The sequence below is a fragment of the Hydrogenophaga sp. genome (genome assembly GCF_030651625.1).
Classification (GTDB): domain Bacteria; phylum Pseudomonadota; class Gammaproteobacteria; order Burkholderiales; family Burkholderiaceae_C; genus Hydrogenophaga.
The window spans coordinates 297,040-312,102 of the sequence record NZ_JAUSCF010000022.1 but is presented as its reverse complement, the minus strand read 5'-3'; the positions used below and the strand labels follow the sequence as shown (position 1 = coordinate 312,102).

General features: G+C 62.4%; 15 protein-coding genes. 11 read left to right on the top strand and 4 right to left on the bottom strand.

The window, feature by feature from the left end; translation table 11 throughout:
- The first annotated feature begins 35 nt into the window (after nt 1-35).
- From Q7V46_RS09375 to Q7V46_RS09365, 3 genes are read left to right on the top strand one after another with little or no spacing between them, the layout of a single operon-like run.
- Entirely contained in the window at nt 36-539 is a 504-nt protein-coding gene (locus Q7V46_RS09375) for a TRAP transporter small permease (RefSeq protein ID WP_304913258.1), read from the top strand.
- Nucleotides 536-1,813, top strand: a complete 1,278-nt coding sequence (locus Q7V46_RS09370; protein WP_304913257.1) for a TRAP transporter large permease — start codon at nt 536-538, stop codon at nt 1,811-1,813. The genes Q7V46_RS09375 and Q7V46_RS09370 overlap by 4 nt, the downstream gene beginning before the upstream one ends.
- A 60-nt stretch (nt 1,814-1,873) precedes the next feature.
- On the top strand, nt 1,874-2,890 hold the full coding sequence (locus Q7V46_RS09365) for a TRAP transporter substrate-binding protein (protein WP_304913256.1): 1,017 nt from the start codon (nt 1,874-1,876) through the stop codon (nt 2,888-2,890).
- A 101-nt stretch (nt 2,891-2,991) separates the two neighbouring features.
- Here the strand turns inward: Q7V46_RS09365 and Q7V46_RS09360 are convergent, their stop codons facing one another.
- The gene (locus Q7V46_RS09360; protein ID WP_304913255.1) at nt 2,992-3,750 is read right to left on the bottom strand and encodes a 3-hydroxyacyl-CoA dehydrogenase; all 759 of its coding nucleotides are present in this window, start codon (nt 3,748-3,750) and stop codon (nt 2,992-2,994) included.
- A gap of 166 nt (nt 3,751-3,916) precedes the next feature.
- On the opposite strand from Q7V46_RS09360, the gene ppk2 reads away from it, so the two are divergent.
- On the top strand, nt 3,917-4,834 hold the full coding sequence (gene ppk2 / locus Q7V46_RS09355; protein WP_304913254.1) for a polyphosphate kinase 2: 918 nt from the start codon (nt 3,917-3,919) through the stop codon (nt 4,832-4,834).
- Between the two features lie 282 nt (nt 4,835-5,116).
- Here the strand turns inward: ppk2 and Q7V46_RS09350 are convergent, their stop codons facing one another.
- Nucleotides 5,117-6,127: an extracellular solute-binding protein gene (locus Q7V46_RS09350; RefSeq protein ID WP_304913403.1), complete on the bottom strand. Its 1,011-nt coding sequence runs from the start codon at nt 6,125-6,127 to the stop codon at nt 5,117-5,119.
- Nucleotides 6,128-6,674: 547 nt separating this feature from the next.
- Nucleotides 6,675-7,217 (bottom strand): phasin family protein, encoded by a 543-nt coding sequence (locus tag Q7V46_RS09345; protein ID WP_304913253.1) that lies wholly within the window; start codon nt 7,215-7,217, stop codon nt 6,675-6,677.
- 261 nt (nt 7,218-7,478) lie between these two features.
- Between Q7V46_RS09345 and Q7V46_RS09340 the strand changes: the two genes are divergently transcribed.
- Genes Q7V46_RS09340 through Q7V46_RS09330 form a run of 3 tightly spaced genes read left to right on the top strand, consistent with a single transcriptional unit; the run spans nt 7,479 to nt 9,651 of the window.
- Nucleotides 7,479-8,480, top strand: coding sequence for a histone deacetylase (locus Q7V46_RS09340; RefSeq protein ID WP_304913252.1), 1,002 nt, complete (start codon nt 7,479-7,481; stop codon nt 8,478-8,480).
- On the top strand, nt 8,477-8,926 hold the full coding sequence (locus Q7V46_RS09335) for a thioesterase family protein (RefSeq protein ID WP_304913251.1): 450 nt from the start codon (nt 8,477-8,479) through the stop codon (nt 8,924-8,926). Before Q7V46_RS09340 ends, Q7V46_RS09335 begins: the two co-directional genes overlap by 4 nt.
- Entirely contained in the window at nt 8,923-9,651 is a 729-nt protein-coding gene (locus tag Q7V46_RS09330; protein ID WP_304913250.1) for a nitroreductase, read from the top strand. Before Q7V46_RS09335 ends, Q7V46_RS09330 begins: the two co-directional genes overlap by 4 nt.
- Nucleotides 9,652-9,966: 315 nt before the next feature.
- Here the strand turns inward: Q7V46_RS09330 and Q7V46_RS09325 are convergent, their stop codons facing one another.
- Nucleotides 9,967-10,773, bottom strand: coding sequence for a hypothetical protein (locus Q7V46_RS09325; protein ID WP_304913249.1), 807 nt, complete (start codon nt 10,771-10,773; stop codon nt 9,967-9,969).
- A 189-nt stretch (nt 10,774-10,962) separates the two neighbouring features.
- Between Q7V46_RS09325 and Q7V46_RS09320 the strand changes: the two genes are divergently transcribed.
- The 4 genes from Q7V46_RS09320 to Q7V46_RS09305 are packed head-to-tail and all read left to right on the top strand — an operon-like array spanning nt 10,963 to nt 14,984.
- Nucleotides 10,963-11,310, top strand: coding sequence for an FKBP-type peptidyl-prolyl cis-trans isomerase (locus tag Q7V46_RS09320; RefSeq protein ID WP_304913248.1), 348 nt, complete (start codon nt 10,963-10,965; stop codon nt 11,308-11,310).
- Between the two features lie 4 nt (nt 11,311-11,314).
- Nucleotides 11,315-12,310: a D-glycerate dehydrogenase gene (locus tag Q7V46_RS09315; RefSeq protein WP_304913247.1), complete on the top strand. Its 996-nt coding sequence runs from the start codon at nt 11,315-11,317 to the stop codon at nt 12,308-12,310.
- Nucleotides 12,307-13,806: a DNA recombination protein RmuC gene (gene rmuC, locus Q7V46_RS09310; RefSeq protein WP_304913246.1), complete on the top strand. Its 1,500-nt coding sequence runs from the start codon at nt 12,307-12,309 to the stop codon at nt 13,804-13,806. The genes Q7V46_RS09315 and rmuC overlap by 4 nt, the downstream gene beginning before the upstream one ends.
- A gap of 17 nt (nt 13,807-13,823) precedes the next feature.
- The gene (locus tag Q7V46_RS09305; protein ID WP_304913402.1) at nt 13,824-14,984 is read left to right on the top strand and encodes an MFS transporter; all 1,161 of its coding nucleotides are present in this window, start codon (nt 13,824-13,826) and stop codon (nt 14,982-14,984) included.
- Nucleotides 14,985-15,063 lie beyond the last annotated feature (79 nt).

The window sequence follows — 15,063 nt, the reverse complement described above, 5'->3', positions numbered from 1 at the left end:
GCTCGCACCGCAGCCCGAAGGGTGGAGGTACTCCAATGAATCTCGCGAAGGCACTGCGTCATACGGTGGAAGCGCTCATGGCGTTGTGCATGTCCGGCATGGTGCTGGCCGTATTCGGCAACGTGTTGTTGCGCTATTTCTGGGGCACGGGCTGGGTGGTGTCGGAAGAGCTTTCGCGTCTGCTCTTTGTCTGGCTGGTGTGCCTGTCGGCAACCCTGGCCTTCGGCGAGGGCAAACACCTGGGCTTTGATCTGCTCACGGCACGCATGAGCGGTACCAAGGCGGCATTGCTGCGCTGGTTGTCACGCGGGCTCATCGCGCTGGCGCTTTGGTACCTCGTCCGCGGATCCTGGGAACAGGTGCTGGTGGGCATGGACAGTCGAAGCCCCGTCATGAACTACCCGCTGGCACTCGGCGCCGCAGGTACCCTGGTCATGGGCTTCTGCATGGCCGTGCTGCTGCTTTTGCAGAGCTGGCAGGACCTTCGAGGCGACGGCCCGGGCGCCAACGCGGCCGAGCCGGGGAGGGTGCGGACATGACCATCGCCATCTTCCTGCTGGTGCTGTTCGCCACCATGACGGTGGGCGTACCCATCGCCTTCGCACTCATGCTGACTGCGCTGGCGCTCATGGTGCACCTGGACTTCTTCGACGCACAACTGCTGGCGCAGAACGTGCAGGCGGGGTTTGACAGCTTCCCGCTGCTGGCGGTGCCGTTCTTTATCCTTGCGGGTGAACTCATGAATGCGGGCGGGCTGAGCCGCCGCATCATTGACCTGGCGCGCTCACTGGTGGGACACATTCCCGGCGGCCTGGGCTACGTGGCCATCGGCGCATCGCTGATGCTGGCGTCGATGAGCGGCTCGGCGATTGCCGACACCGCCGCATTGGCCACGCTGTTGCTGCCGATGATGCGCAAGCAGAACTACCCGGCTGGTCCCAGCGCAGGCCTCATCGCATCGGGCGGCATCATCGCGCCCATCGTGCCGCCGTCGATGCCCATGGTGATCTATGGCGTGACCACCAACACATCCATCAGCAAACTGTTTCTGGCCGGCATCGTGCCCGGCATCATCATGGCCATCGGCCTGGTGCTGGTCTGGCGCGGCATTGCGCGCGGCAAAGACCTGCCAGTGGCGGAGAAGACCACCTGGGTCGAGCGCCGCAAGGTGCTCAGCGGCAGTGCGTGGGCGCTGATGATGCCGGTGATCATCATCGGGGGCTTGCGTTTCGGCTTCTTCACACCCACCGAGGCGGCAGTGGTGGCGGCCATGTACGCGCTGCTGGTGGCCACGCTGATTTACCGTGAGTTGAATCTGCAGCGGCTCTACCGCGTGCTGGTGGATGCCTCCCGCACCACCGGCATCGTCATGTTCCTCTGCGGGGCAGCAACAGCCGCCAGCTACATGATCACGCTGGCAGACCTGCCGAACCAGCTGGCGCAGAGCATGGGCCCGCTGTTGCAGAGCCCCATGCTGTTCATGGCCGTGGTCTGCCTGTTCCTTCTGGCGGTGGGCATGGTCATGGACCTCACGCCCACCATCCTGATTCTGGCCCCGGTGCTGGCTCCGCTGGCCGCCAAGGCCGGCATCGACCCGGTGTACTTCGGCTTCGTCTTCATCTTCGTCGGCTGCCTGGGCTTGCTCACACCGCCTGTGGGCACGGTGCTCAACGTGGTGGCCGGCGTGGGCGGCTTGCGCATGGAGCCGGTGATCAAAGGCGTGACCCCTTTCCTGCTTGTGTATTTCGCCATGCTGGTTCTGCTGATTCTTTTCCCGGCCATCGTGTTGTGGCCTCTCAAGCTGATGTTCTGACGAACAGCATTTCCCGTTTCCCCGCGGCGCAAGCCGATTCCACCCCCTAGGAGATAAACCATGAAGATCCGACAACTCACCATCGCCGCCGCCGTGGCGCTGGCCACGCTGGGCACCGGCCTGGCCCAGGCGCAGGACATCAAGAACCGCATCATCCGCTTTGGCTACGGCCTGAACGAAATCAGCAACCAGGGACGCGCCACCAAGGTGTTTGCCGAGGAAGTGGAAAAGGCCTCTGGGGGCAAGATGAAGATCCGCGCCATCGGCGCCGCTGCGCTGGGCTCCGACGTGCAGATGCAGCAAGCTCTCATCGGTGGCGCACAGGAAATGATGGTGGGCTCAACCGCCACGCTGGTGGGAATCACCAAGGAAATGGCCATCTGGGACACGCCTTTCCTGTTCAACAACGGCAAGGAAGCTGACGCCGTGCTGGACGGCCCGGTGGGCCAGAAGGTGATGGACAAGCTCCAGGAAAAAGGTTTGGTGGGCCTGGTCTACTGGGAGAACGGTTTCCGCAACCTCACCAACAACAAGCGCGCGGTCACCAAACTCGAAGACATGGACGGCATCAAGCTGCGAGTGATGCAGAACAACGTCTTCATCGACAGCTTCAAGACCCTGGGCGCCAACGCCGTGCCACTGCCATTCTCCGAGCTGTTCACCGCTCTGGAGACCAAGACGGTGGATGGACAGGAGAATCCCTTCAACACCATCCTGTCCAGCAAGTTCTATGAGGTGCAGAAATACCTCACCGTCACCAACCACGTCTACAGCCCCTGGATCGTGCTGGTCAGCAAGAAGTACTGGGACGGTCTGAGCAAAGACGAACAGAAAGTGCTGCTGGATGCCGCGAAAAAAAGCCGTGACTTCGAGCGTCAGGATACGCGGGCTGAAGCCGACAAAGCACTGGCCGATCTGCGTGCAAAGGGCATGCAGGTCAATGAACTTTCGTCTGTCGAGGCGGGCCGCATGCGCGACAAGCTGAGCGCGATCAACACCTCGATTGCGGTCAATGTGGGCGAGTCGCTGTGGAAAGAGGTGCAGGACGCGGTGGCACAGGCGCGCACGGCCAAGTGAACTCGCAGCGCTGACGATGAGCGCCCGACAAAACAAAGCCGGCCCTTGGGCCGGCTTTGTTTATGGGGCCGTAGGTATCAGCACACGTGTTCACGAGGGATTCAGCGCGGCGCCAGGCGGATGGCCCCATCCAGCCGGATCACCTCGCCATTGAGCATGTCGTTTTCGATGATGTGCTGGGCCAGCTTGGCGTAGTCGGCCGGTGTGCCCAGGCGGCTGGGAAAAGGCACGCTGGCCGCCAGCGCGTCCTGTACTTCCTGGGGCATACCGAACAGCATGGGTGTGCCGAAAATGCCGGGCGCGATCGTCATGTTGCGGATGCCATTGCGTGCCAGATCGCGAGCGATCGGTAACGTCATGCCCACCACGCCGCCCTTGGAGGCCGCGTAGGCCGCCTGGCCAATCTGACCATCGTAGGCCGCCACGCTTGCGGTGCTGATCATCACGCCGCGCTCACCAGTGGCCTCGGGTTCATTCTTGCACATGGCATCTGCCGCCAGGCGGATCATGTTGAAGCTGCCAACCAGGTTGACCATGATGGTCTTGGAATAGACGGCCAGGCTGTGCGGTCCGCTTTTGCCCACGGTTTTTTCAGCGGGCGCAATGCCTGCGCAGTTGATCAGGCCCATGAGTTTGCCCATCGAAGTCGCCTGTGCCACCACCGCCTGCCCATCCGCCTCGTTGCTGACATCGCACTTGACGAAAACGCCGCCGATGTCTTTCGCAACGGCCTGGCCTTTTTCTTCCTGCATGTCGGCAATCACCACCTTGCCGCCGTTGGCAGCCAGCATGCGGGCCGTGCCTTCGCCCAGACCAGACGCGCCGCCGGTGACGATGAATACCTTGCCTTGAATTTCCATGATTTGCTCCTCGGGTGGGGATGAGTTGACGTTGACGTAAACGTCAATTATGAACCAGGGTCGTAGAGGCCCGCTCTGTCACCGTCATGGCATGTGATTTTCATGAATTTGTCACGTATGGCGCGTAGCCTGAGGCGATTTTCCGCTTCCGGAATGGAGTGCATTCATGATCGACAACCAGGACGAGCTGCTGCGCCGTATCCACAACGATTTGATGGATGGCTATGACGAAGAAATCGAGATGGAAATCGAGGACCGGCACATTGACGAGTTGTCCAGTGGCCTGGATCCTGCGGATCTCGCCAGTCAGAAAGAGAGTCGCCGCGTCTATTTTCGTGAGTTGTTTCGCCTGCAGGCCGAGCTGGTGAAACTGCAGGACTGGGTGGTGGCCACGGGGCACAAGGTGGTGATCGTGTTCGAGGGGCGCGATGCGGCCGGCAAAGGCGGCGTGATCAAGCGCATCACCCAGCGCCTGAACCCCCGGGTGTGCCGTGTAGTGGCGCTGCCCGCGCCCAATGATCGCGAACGCACGCAGTGGTACTTCCAGCGCTACGTGCCACACCTGCCAGCGGGCGGCGAAATCGTGTTGTTCGACCGCAGCTGGTACAACCGCGCCGGTGTGGAAAAGGTGATGGGCTTCTGTACCGACGAGCAGTACGAAGCGTTCTTCCGCGACGTGCCCGAGTTTGAAAAAATGCTCACGCGGTCTGGCATCCAGCTGATCAAGTACTGGTTCTCCATTTCGGACGAAGAGCAGGAACTGCGCTTCCTGGGCCGCATTCATGACCCGCTGAAGCAATGGAAGCTCAGCCCGATGGACCTGGAGTCACGCCGCCGCTGGGAGCTCTACACCAAGGCCAAGGAAGTGATGATCGCCCGCACCCACATTCCAGAGTCACCCTGGTGGGTGATCCCGGCGGATGACAAGAAGAAGGCACGCCTCAACTGCATCTCACACCTGCTGTCACAGATGAATTACAGCGAAATCGAGCGCCCGCCGATCACGTTGCCAGAACGCGTGCGCCACGAAGGCTACCGCCGCCACCAGGTGCCGGGCGAGATCTACGTACCCGAGCTTTACTAACCACCCCCGCGCCGCCTTCGGCGTCACCCCCTCCAGGGGGCGATGCGAGTGGCCCGGCAAAGCCGGTTCCACCGCATCTCTGGACAAAGACACTTTGCTCCGACTGGGCGATGGGAACAGACAGCTTGCAGAGGGAACGTGCTGAGTCTTTCCGAAGCGAAGTGCCTCGATCCAGGGGCAGCAAGGGACGGCTCTGCCGGCCCAAGATGCCGTCCCCCCCTCCAAGCGCCCGAAGGGCGCGCCAGAGAGGGGGGAAGCCGCGTCAGCGGCGCAGGGGGGAGATCATTTGTACCCGACGCGATCCAGCATCTGCTGCACCTTGGTCAGGTTCTTGGCGACCACCCCGAGGGGAATGGTTTCGGCCTTGAAGCTGTCGCCCCCCATGGCCTTCAAGGCAGGGTTTTCGACCTTCACGCCCTTGGCCGCCGGGAACTCGTTGTTGCCGTTCGCAAAGTAGTCTTGCGCGAAGGGGCTGGCCAGGAACTCCATGAAGACAATTGCGTTTTCACGGTTCTTGGCGTGCCTGGCGACACCCGCACCCGCGATGTTCACGTGCGTACCGCTGGTGGACTGGTTGGGGAAGACGACCCGCACCTTTTCCATCACGGCTCGGTCTTCGGGCTTGGTGGATTTGAGCAGACGGGCGGCGTAGTAGCTGTTGGTCACGGCCACACCGCACTCACCGGAAGCGACCGCCTTGATCTGGTCGGTATCGCCACCTTTGGGTGTGCGTGCCATGTTGCCCACCACACCCTTGAGCCAGGCCTCACCTCTTTCGTCACCCATGCGCTCTATCACGGTGGCGAACAGCGAAAGGTTGTAGGGGTGCGAGCCGCTGCGAGTGCAAACCATGCCCTTGAGGGCAGGATCGGCGAGCTGTTCGTAGGTTGCCACGGCCTCGCGCTTGACGCGCAGTGGGTCATAAACAATGACACGTGCGCGCGTGGAGAAACCGGTCCAGGTCACACCCCCTTCGCCATTGTCTGCACGCAGATGGGCGGGAATCGCTGCATCGAGCTTGGCAGACCTGATCGGTTGAAAGAGACCTTGGCTTTCAGCAGAGGCCAGGCGGGCCGCATCCACCAGCAGGATCACGTCTGCAGGAGAGGCTGCGCCTTCGGCGCGAAGTCGGGCAAGAATGCCGGCATCGTCCGCATCGACCCGATTGATCTTGATGCCCGTTGTCTTGGTGAAGGTGTCGTACATGACCTCGTCGGTCTGGTAGTGACGGGCAGAGTAGAGATTGAGTACCTTGTCCTGTGCATGCACTGGCAGGCAGAGGGCGCTGGCCATCGCGGCGATGGCCAGAGGGAGCTTGGTAAACGAAGTCAATTGGGGCCTTTCGATGCGTCGGTGAAATCAGATGCCAACGTGTTGCCCACGACGCAGTCAAGTGGGACGGTGAGTGGAGTGGTTGAATGTGAATGCTACCAGAAATGCGAATGGTTCGTAATAAGAATATTGGATTCTTGCGTACGTCTGTCGGATGCTGAACGGGGATGCAAGGCGCATCAACGTCCTGTTCCTGAAGTGAGCCTGAGCCCAGACTGTTGCCCTGAGGGCTCGTGTGCCAAAACCCAAAGCGCGAACGCAACCAAAGCGGTGGGCAGTGCCGAGAGTCACCAGGCGAGGCACATAAAAAAAGCCCCCGCTTTGCAGCGAGGGCTTAAGGGGTCCGATGAAATCGAATTTCGAAAAGGACCCGAGGAGACAACCAGAAAAAACGGGCAATTGCGATAAGTGCCGCCTTTGCAAGGCTGGGCGGATCGCGCAGTGTTTCAATTGTGGGTGACCTGATCAAAATCAAGTCATCCGATCAACCATGCAATCCAGGTTCAGTTCAACGCTTTTTGGTGGCAGCCTTGGTGGCGCTCACAGCTTGCGAGGTCACGGTGTTGAAGTTGGCTTCGGCCATTTCGGTGGCTTGCTTGACAGCCTTCTGTACCGATTCCAGAGCATTGTTGCTGGCAGAAATGGCGCTTTTCATCACGGCCACGGCGGTTTCTGAGCCGGCGGGGGCGTTCTTGGCGGCATTGTCAACCAAGGCATTGAACTTCTTCTGCGCGTCGGCAGCCTGGGCTTCAGCGGCCTTGCCGAGTTCGGTGCCTGTGCCCGAAGCGATGTCGTACAGGTGGCGGCTGTAGGCCACGGTCTTTTCAGCCAGTGGTTGGAAAAGGCTGGCCTGCAGGGTCAGCAGTTCCTGGGCGTCTTTGGCGCTCAGCAGCGCTTGCGTGCTGTTGGCGGACTCGGACAGGGCGGCCTTGGTGGCTTGCACGTTGAGTTCAACCAGCTTTTCCACGCCTTCGAAGGCTTTGGTGGTCAGGCCGAAAAGGGTTTCAATGTTGGCTTTGTGGGCGGCGACGATTTGTTCAGCGGTCAGCATGTTCATACTCCTGATGTGGATGACGAGGTCGGAATGACGGGTCAGTTGAGGGCTGCTATGGAACACCGCGCTGTCTGGACGCTGTTGTTATCGTTCGATTTGCTGCACTGCAACATGGTTTGAATTATAGGCACTTCGCGGCAGCTTGCAAGCCCTGTTTGCTGCGGCGCACCATTTTAGATGGTCGGTTCTAAATCCCGTCCGATGAACACCGGTTGGCAGCAATGTGAAAATCAACGCTGCTCTTGTCCGGGTCTATCAGTGCACGCCTATTACGCCGACCAGTTTGTTCTGCCATTGCCCAGCGGACACCGCTTTCCCATGGCGAAATACCGCCGGTTGCGTGAGCGGCTCGCCACTGAGTTGCCTCAAGTGCGCATGCTGGAAGCGTTGCCGGCCAGCGCAGGCGAGTTGGCTCTGGTGCACACGCCCGATTACATCGCAGCGGTGGGAGACGGTACGTTGTCGCCAGCGGCCCAACGCGAAATTGGTTTTCCCTGGAGCCCTGCCATGGCCGAGCGCGCGCGTCGCTCGGTGGGTGCCACGCTGCAGGCTTGCCGCGAGGCCATGACTGGCGGGGGCGTATCGGCCAATCTGGCCGGAGGCACGCACCATGCCTATGCCGACAGGGGCGGTGGCTTCTGCGTCTTCAATGATGCCGCCGTGGCCGCCAGACTCATGCAGGCGGAACATTCGCGCAGGGATCGCACCAGCGGACCCTTGCAGGTGGCCATCATCGATCTTGATGTGCACCAGGGAAATGGTACCGCACGGATCTTTGCACGGGATGCTTCGGTTTTCACATTGTCCATGCATGGTGCCAAGAATTTTCCTTTTCGCAAGGAGCCCAGCGACCTGGATGTCGACTTGCCCGATGCATGTGGAGATTCGGCCTACCTGGAGGCACTGGACCATGCGCTCGATGAGCTGGAACGGCGCTTTACGCCCGGGCTGGTGATTTACCTTGCAGGTGCAGACCCGCACGAAGGAGATCGACTGGGGCGACTGAAGCTCAGCTTCGACGGACTGGAAGCGCGCGACCGTCGTGTGATGGACTGGGCATGGCAGCGCCGCATGCCGCTGGCGTTTGCCATGGCAGGCGGCTACGGCGTTGACATGGAAACCACCTTGCAGGTGCAGATGCACACCTACCGCACGGCAGTCGAATACCAGCAGCGATGGCAGGCCATGGCATCGCGCCCACCAACGGCCACCGCTGTGACAGCGACTGGCGCCCCTCACTGGCAAAATGCCGGCGCATGAGTTCAGACAACCGACCCACTCGCGCCCAGCCCCGGCAGCGCAGCGCCTACCGCGTGTTCCGCCCGATCGGCACACGATGGGCCGACAACGATGTCTACGGCCACGTCAACAACGTGGTGTACTACAGCTGGTTCGACACGGCGGTCAACGCCTACCTGATCGAACAGGGCGCGCTGGATATTCATGCTGGCGCGGTCATTGGCCTGGTGATCGAGACCCAGTGCAATTACTTTGCACCGCTGGCTTTCCCGGAAACGGTAGAGGCGGGCCTTCGGGTGGCGCACCTGGGTCGTTCCAGTGTTCGTTACGAAGTGGGCCTGTTCGCACAAGGCCAGGAAACGGCGGCGGCATGCGGCCATTTCGTTCATGTGTATGTTGACCGTGAAACCCGCCGGCCTGTGCCTTTGCCTGCAGCACTGAAAACCACCCTGGAGACCCTTCTATGAGCCACAACCCTGCACCGCATGCATCCGTGATCGACGGGCATTCGGTGGATGCCGCCATCACCAGCCGGATGTCTGCGCGAGCATTTCTCCCGCAAGCGGTGGAGCGTGAGGTGATCGAGCACATCCTGGGGGTCGCGAGTCGCGCGCCTTCCGGCACCAATACGCAGCCCTGGAAGGTGTATGTGCTGCAGGGTGAAAGCCGCGATGCGCTGGTTCAGAAGGTGTGTGCTGCACACGATGCCTTGCGCGCCGATCCGTCGCTGGCGAGTGAATATCGCGAGGCCTACGACTACTACCCGGAAAAATGGGTCAGTCCCTACATCGATCGCCGACGCGAAAACGGTTGGAGCCTGTACGGCCTGCTCGGCATCACCAAGGGTGACAAGGACAAGATGCACGCGCAGCACCAGCGCAATTTCCGGTTTTTCGACGCACCGGTGGGGCTGATGTTCACGATTGATCAGGTCATGGGCCGGGGATCGCTGGTGGACTACGGCATGTTTCTCCAGACCATCATGATCGCCGCCCGTGGCCAGGGCCTGCACACCTGCCCCCAGGCGGCCTGGAACGGTTTCGCCAGGATCATCCTGCCCCACATCGGTGCCGGCGATCAGGAGATGCTGGTTTGCGGCATGGCCCTGGGCCATGCCGACCCTGGCGACAAGGTCAACAGCTTTCACACCCCACGGGAGCCCGTCGCGTCTTTCACACATTGGGTGAGATGAAACACCCCCCGCGCCGCTTCGCGTCACCCCCCTCAAGGGGGACGGCACTGGCCGTCTGGCAAAGCCAGCCCGGCGGTGCCCCTGGGGTGGCGTTTTTTCACTCGTCGCGGGTGGCGCTCCGGCGCCATGAATCACTGAAATGAAACAACTTCGCGCCGGTTCGCATCACCCCCAAGGGAGTGGCGCAGGCCGTCCGACCGATCCGGCCCGTTGGTTTCCGGGACTGGACCGTTTCATGCCTCGTGGATCGCGCGCTTCGCGGTGGAGCAGCAGGCTGGGAGCTGTGAGGCCAATCCGGAGCCCGCCTGAGCCCCTTCAGTACGGATCTGGCGCAAAGCCTGATCGACCGCCCGGGAACGGGTTGGGATGGTGGTCAAACCGGGGCCGCCTGCGGGGCGGTGGGGCAATGCCCCTGGCCACCAGGTTGGCGTGGCTGTCGTATCGGATCAAGATGGTCTCATCGGGGCTTTGACTGCGCCGAACGAATTCGGTGGAGCCCACAAAGTCCCGCTCCCGTTCCCCATGGCCGGTACCGAGTTGCGGGCCGGCTCCCCAGGGGGCAGATTTGCCCTGGGCTTCTGGTACCGATCGTCCCTGAGCCGGAGGCACATCGCCATAGGGACGCCAGGGTGGGCGTGGCGCTGGCCGGGCGGGTTGTTCCCGGAACACCGCCACGCCGATCACACCCACGTCGTCTGGGCGCCCGGTGCGGGCGGCGTACGACCGCGGCAGATCGGTGAACCGGAAGACCGCCACTTCGCGGTGGCTCTTGCGCCACCCATTGACTTCGTAACGTTGCCCCGGCGCCAGTGCGTAACCCGACTGATGGAAGGCTGCGGTCTCTCCGGTGATCACGTTGATACCGTCAACCGACACCACGGTCAGCAAGCGTTCGCCACTCTGATTGAACAACTCCACGGCATAGCGAGCACCAGGCTCCCCTGGGAGCCAAAGCTCACCCCGGTGCGGGTACAGGGGAAGCACCCGATTGCGGTCCCGGTCAACGACGCGCACGTGCGCCAGGCTGCCCAGCGCCTGGGCGGGCAGGGCGCTCAGCAACGCGGCGCCGGTGAGCGCTCCGAGTGCCATGCGGCGGGTCAGCTGCAAGTCGGATGTTTCCATGAAGAATCTCCTGAAGAGAGGGTCGATGTGGAAACCACAGTAAATCTTGCTCACATCAACGCCACGTGGCGCCATTGCAAAGCACTGGTAAACGGTGCTGCCGGCTGTATCAGACGCAGCGTTGGCGGTCGATTTTTGAGGCGGAGATAATCGGGTTTGCCCATTTCATTTCAAACCCGAGGAAACACCATGATCACCACCCCCAGCGGCCTGCAGTACGAAGATTCTGTGGTCGGCAATGGCGAAGTCGCGCAGGCCGGTCGTCCGGTGCAGGTGCACTACACAGGCTGGCTCTACAACGACGGCGTGCAAGGTGCCAAGTTCGATTCGAGCAAGGACCGAGGCCAGCCCTTTGAATTTCCCCTGGGCGCCGGTCATGTCATCAAAGGCTGGGACGAAGGCGTGCAGGGTATGGCTGTGGGCGGCACCCGCCGGCTGGTGATTCCGGCTGAGCTGGGCTACGGCGCCAGGGGTGCTGGCGGCGTGATCCCGCCCAACGCCACGCTGTTGTTCGAAGTCGACCTTCTGGCGGTCTGAGCCCATGGCCAGCACCACGGGCCGCCCGGCCATTCTCGTCGCGCGCAAGGTCTTCCCCGAGGTGGTTGACCATTTGCGGGCGCATTTCGACGTCGACCTGAACGACACCGACGACGTGCTCTCGCCCCAGCAACTGGCTCAGCGGCTACAGGGCAAGGTGGGTGTGCTCACCACCGGCAGCGAGCGCGTGGATGCCGCCTTGCTGACCGCGAACCCGCAGCTGAAGATCGTTGCCAACATCGCGGTCGGCTACAACAACTTCGACATGGCAGCGATCAACGCTGCCGGCGTGCTGGCCACCAACACCCCGGACGTGCTGACCGAAACCACGGCCGATTTCGGCTTTGCACTGCTGATGGCCACCGCCAGGCGTTTGACCGAGAGCGAGCACTTCTTGCGGGCGGGCCTTTGGAACCGGTGGAGTCTGGACATGTTTGCGGGCGCCGAGGTGCACGGCAGCACGCTGGGCATTCTGGGCATGGGGCGAATCGGGCAGGCCATTGCACGACGCGGCGCCCATGGCTTCGGCATGAAGGTGATCTACCACAACCGCTCCCGGCTGGATGCCGCGCTGGAAGCCGATTGCAAGGCGTGCTATGTGGACAAGGCCGAGCTGCTCAGGGAGGCCGACCACCTGATGCTGGTGCTGCCCTACAGCCCCGAAGTCCATCACACAGTGGGTGCGGCCGAGATCGCGCAGATGAAGCGCACCGCCACGCTGATCAACATCGCGCGCGGCGGGATCGTGGACGATGCGGCCCTGGCCGTGGCCCTGCGAGAAAAGCGCATCGCAGCGGCCGGACTGGATGTGTTCGAGGGTGAGCCCAAGGTGCATCCCGACCTGCTCACCGTCCCCAACGTGGTTCTGTCTCCCCACATCGCCAGCGCCACCATGGGCACGCGCATGGCCATGGCCATGCTCGCAGCCGACAACGTCATCGCCTATCTGACCCAGGGCAAGGCACTCACCCCGTTGAACCCTGACGTGACGAGTGCATGAGTGTGGAAGCGCTGAACTGGGTGTTGCTGGCGCTGCTGATCTGCAATCTCCTGATCGGGATTTGGCTGGTGATACGACGGCGCCCGATTGACGCCGACGAGCAGGCGCATCGCCAGCAGCAGCTGGCACAGGGTCAGGCCATCAGCCAGCGCGTGGAGCGTGTGGAGAGTGAACTGCGCAGGGAGATGGCGGACAACGCGCGCAGCGCGCGCCAGGAAATCCAGCAGACATTGACCACGTTCCAGGAAACGCTGTCCCGACAGGAGGCCGAGGCCACGCGCACCCAGAACGCCCAACTCGACGCCTTCGCACAACAGTTGATGCAGCTTCGCGGCACGCTGGGCGACACCTTGACGGCGCAACTGCAGGCCCTGGGTCTGAATCTGAACGCCCAGGCGGCCGAAGCCACCCGCACCCAGAACGCCCAGATCGACGCTTTCGCTCAGCAACTGGTGCAGCTGCGGGGCACGTTGGGCGACACACTCACCCGGCAACTGCAGGACATGAGCGAAGGCAACGCGCGGCGGCTGACCGAGATCCGCACCACGCTGGATGGCCAACTCACACAGCTGCAACAAAGCAACGCCGCCAAGCTCGACGAAATGCGTGCAACGGTGGATGAGAAGCTGCAGAGCACGCTTCAGGCGCGCCTGGGCGAGAGTTTCAAGCAGGTGGCCGATCGCCTGGAGGCGGTGCACAAGGGCTTGGGCGAGATGCAGACGCTGGCGCAGGGGGTGGGCGATCTCAAGCACCTGCTGACCAACGTGAAGACTCGCGGCATGTTTGGCGAGGCGCAACTCGCCGCCTTGCTGGAGCAGGTGTTTGCACCCGATCAGTACGCCACGCAGGTCATGACCAAACCGGGCAGCCGGTTCACGGTGGATTTCGCCATCAAGTTGCCGGGCCGGGGCGACGACGGCGCGCCGTGCTGGCTGCCGATCGATGCGAAGTTTCCCAATGAAGATTACGAACGCCTGCTCGACGCACAGCAGCGGGCCGACGCCGAGGGCGCCGAGGCGGCAGGACGGGGTCTGGAGCAGCGTATCAAGCTGGAAGCCCGGTCCATGGCCGACAAGTACCTCGAGCCGCCGCACACCACCGACTTCGCGATCCTGTTCCTGCCCACGGAAGGGCTGTATGCGGAAGTGCTGCGCCGCCCGGGATTGATGGAAGTTCTGCAGCGCGAACACCGCGTCACACTGGCCGGGCCGACCACGCTCATGGCCATGCTCAATTCCTTGCAGATGGGCTTTCGCACGCTGGCGCTGGAAAAGCGCTCCAGCGAGGTCTGGCAGGTGCTGGGTGCGGTCAAGACCGAGTTCGGCAAATTTGGTGATGTGCTCGCCAGGGTCAAGAGCCAGACCCAGACCGTGCTCAATACACTCGACAACGCCGAAACGCGCAGCCGGGCGATGGGCCGCGCACTCAAGGCGGTGGAGGCGCTGCCTCAGGATCAGGCCAGCGCGCTGCTGCCCCTGGATACCAACGACACCTGAATCCCTTGAACCCCGGTTTGCGTACACAGCTTGCGCGGTTCATCGCAGCGCAAATCTGCCTTCACGCTTGCATGACGGGTTTCCGCATGGCCGCACCGCTCATGGCGTTGCGCGAGGGCTACAGCCCTGCGGCCGTGGGCGTTCTGCTCGCGCTGTTTGCGCTGGCCACCGTGTTCATCGCCTTGCCGGCGGGGCGCTACGCCGACCGTCGCGGTCTGCGTAAACCGGTGGCGATCGCGGTCGGGGTTGCCTCGGTGGGCGCGGCGCTGGCGGTGACCTTTCCCGTCTTTGGCGTGTTGTGCGTGACCGCATTCACCTGTGGAGCGGCCACGGGCCTGGCGATGATCGCGCTGCAGCGTCATGTGGGTCGGTTGGCACACGGGCCCACCGAGCTCAAGCAGGTGTTCAGCTGGATGGCCATTGGCCCGTCCATCTCCAACTTTCTGGGTCCCTTCGCCGCTGGCGTGATGATCGACAGCTTTGGCTTTCGCGCCGCCTTTCTGTTGCTTGCCCTGTTGCCCTCGTTGGCCTGGTTCTGTGTGCGCCACACGGTGGAGCACGAGCCTGTGGCCCCCGAGCTTCGGCAGTCCAGCGGCTCGTCCTGGAATCTGCTGCGCGACAAGGGATTTCGGCGTTTGATGGTCATCAACTGGCTGCTTTCCTCGTGCTGGGATGTGCACACTTTCCTTGTGCCGGTGCTGGGTCATGAAAGGGGTCTGAGTGCCACGGTGATTGGTTCCATCCTGGGTGGTTTTGCCCTGGCCGCCACTGCCATCCGGCTGGTCATGCCTTGGCTGGCCGCTCATCTGCGCGAATCGGTGGTGATTGGTTCGGCCATGCTGACGACTGCCGTGCTGTTCGGTCTCTACCCCTTTGCGCAGGCGGCCTGGGCCATGGCCTCGCTTTCTGTTCTGTTGGGTGTGGCGTTGGGTTCGGTGCAGCCAATGATCATGAGCACTTTGCATCAGATGACGCCTCATCACCGTCACGGCGAAGCGCTTGGACTGCGTGCCATGGCCATCAATGGGTCAAGTGTGGTCATGCCCCTGCTGTTTGGGTCAGCGGGTACCCTGATTGGCGTCGGCGCGGTGTTCTGGCTGGTAGGCGCAGTGGTGGGCTCGGCTTCTCCACTGGCCTGGACTTTGCAGCAGCCGCCTCAGAAGCCGGAGCGCGATTAGGCCAGGCCTCGCTGCTGAGCAGGCGTGCCTTTCACACCAGAAGGGCTGTCAGCCCGCTGGAGCCAAACCAGGGGCGACA

Coding starts and splice junctions, on each gene's coding strand:
- Q7V46_RS09375 (WP_304913258.1), top strand. CDS start 36: ATGAATCTCGCGAAGGCACTGCGTCATACGGTGGAAGCGCTCATGGCG.
- Q7V46_RS09370 (WP_304913257.1), top strand. CDS start 536: ATGACCATCGCCATCTTCCTGCTGGTGCTGTTCGCCACCATGACGGTG.
- Q7V46_RS09365 (WP_304913256.1), top strand. CDS start 1,874: ATGAAGATCCGACAACTCACCATCGCCGCCGCCGTGGCGCTGGCCACG.
- Q7V46_RS09360 (WP_304913255.1), bottom strand. CDS start 3,750: ATGGAAATTCAAGGCAAGGTATTCATCGTCACCGGCGGCGCGTCTGGT.
- ppk2 (WP_304913254.1), top strand. CDS start 3,917: ATGATCGACAACCAGGACGAGCTGCTGCGCCGTATCCACAACGATTTG.
- Q7V46_RS09350 (WP_304913403.1), bottom strand. CDS start 6,127: ATGGCCAGCGCCCTCTGCCTGCCAGTGCATGCACAGGACAAGGTACTC.
- Q7V46_RS09345 (WP_304913253.1), bottom strand. CDS start 7,217: ATGCTGACCGCTGAACAAATCGTCGCCGCCCACAAAGCCAACATTGAA.
- Q7V46_RS09335 (WP_304913251.1), top strand. CDS start 8,477: ATGAGTTCAGACAACCGACCCACTCGCGCCCAGCCCCGGCAGCGCAGC.
- Q7V46_RS09330 (WP_304913250.1), top strand. CDS start 8,923: ATGAGCCACAACCCTGCACCGCATGCATCCGTGATCGACGGGCATTCG.
- Q7V46_RS09325 (WP_304913249.1), bottom strand. CDS start 10,773: ATGGAAACATCCGACTTGCAGCTGACCCGCCGCATGGCACTCGGAGCG.
- Q7V46_RS09320 (WP_304913248.1), top strand. CDS start 10,963: ATGATCACCACCCCCAGCGGCCTGCAGTACGAAGATTCTGTGGTCGGC.
- Q7V46_RS09315 (WP_304913247.1), top strand. CDS start 11,315: ATGGCCAGCACCACGGGCCGCCCGGCCATTCTCGTCGCGCGCAAGGTC.
- rmuC (WP_304913246.1), top strand. CDS start 12,307: ATGAGTGTGGAAGCGCTGAACTGGGTGTTGCTGGCGCTGCTGATCTGC.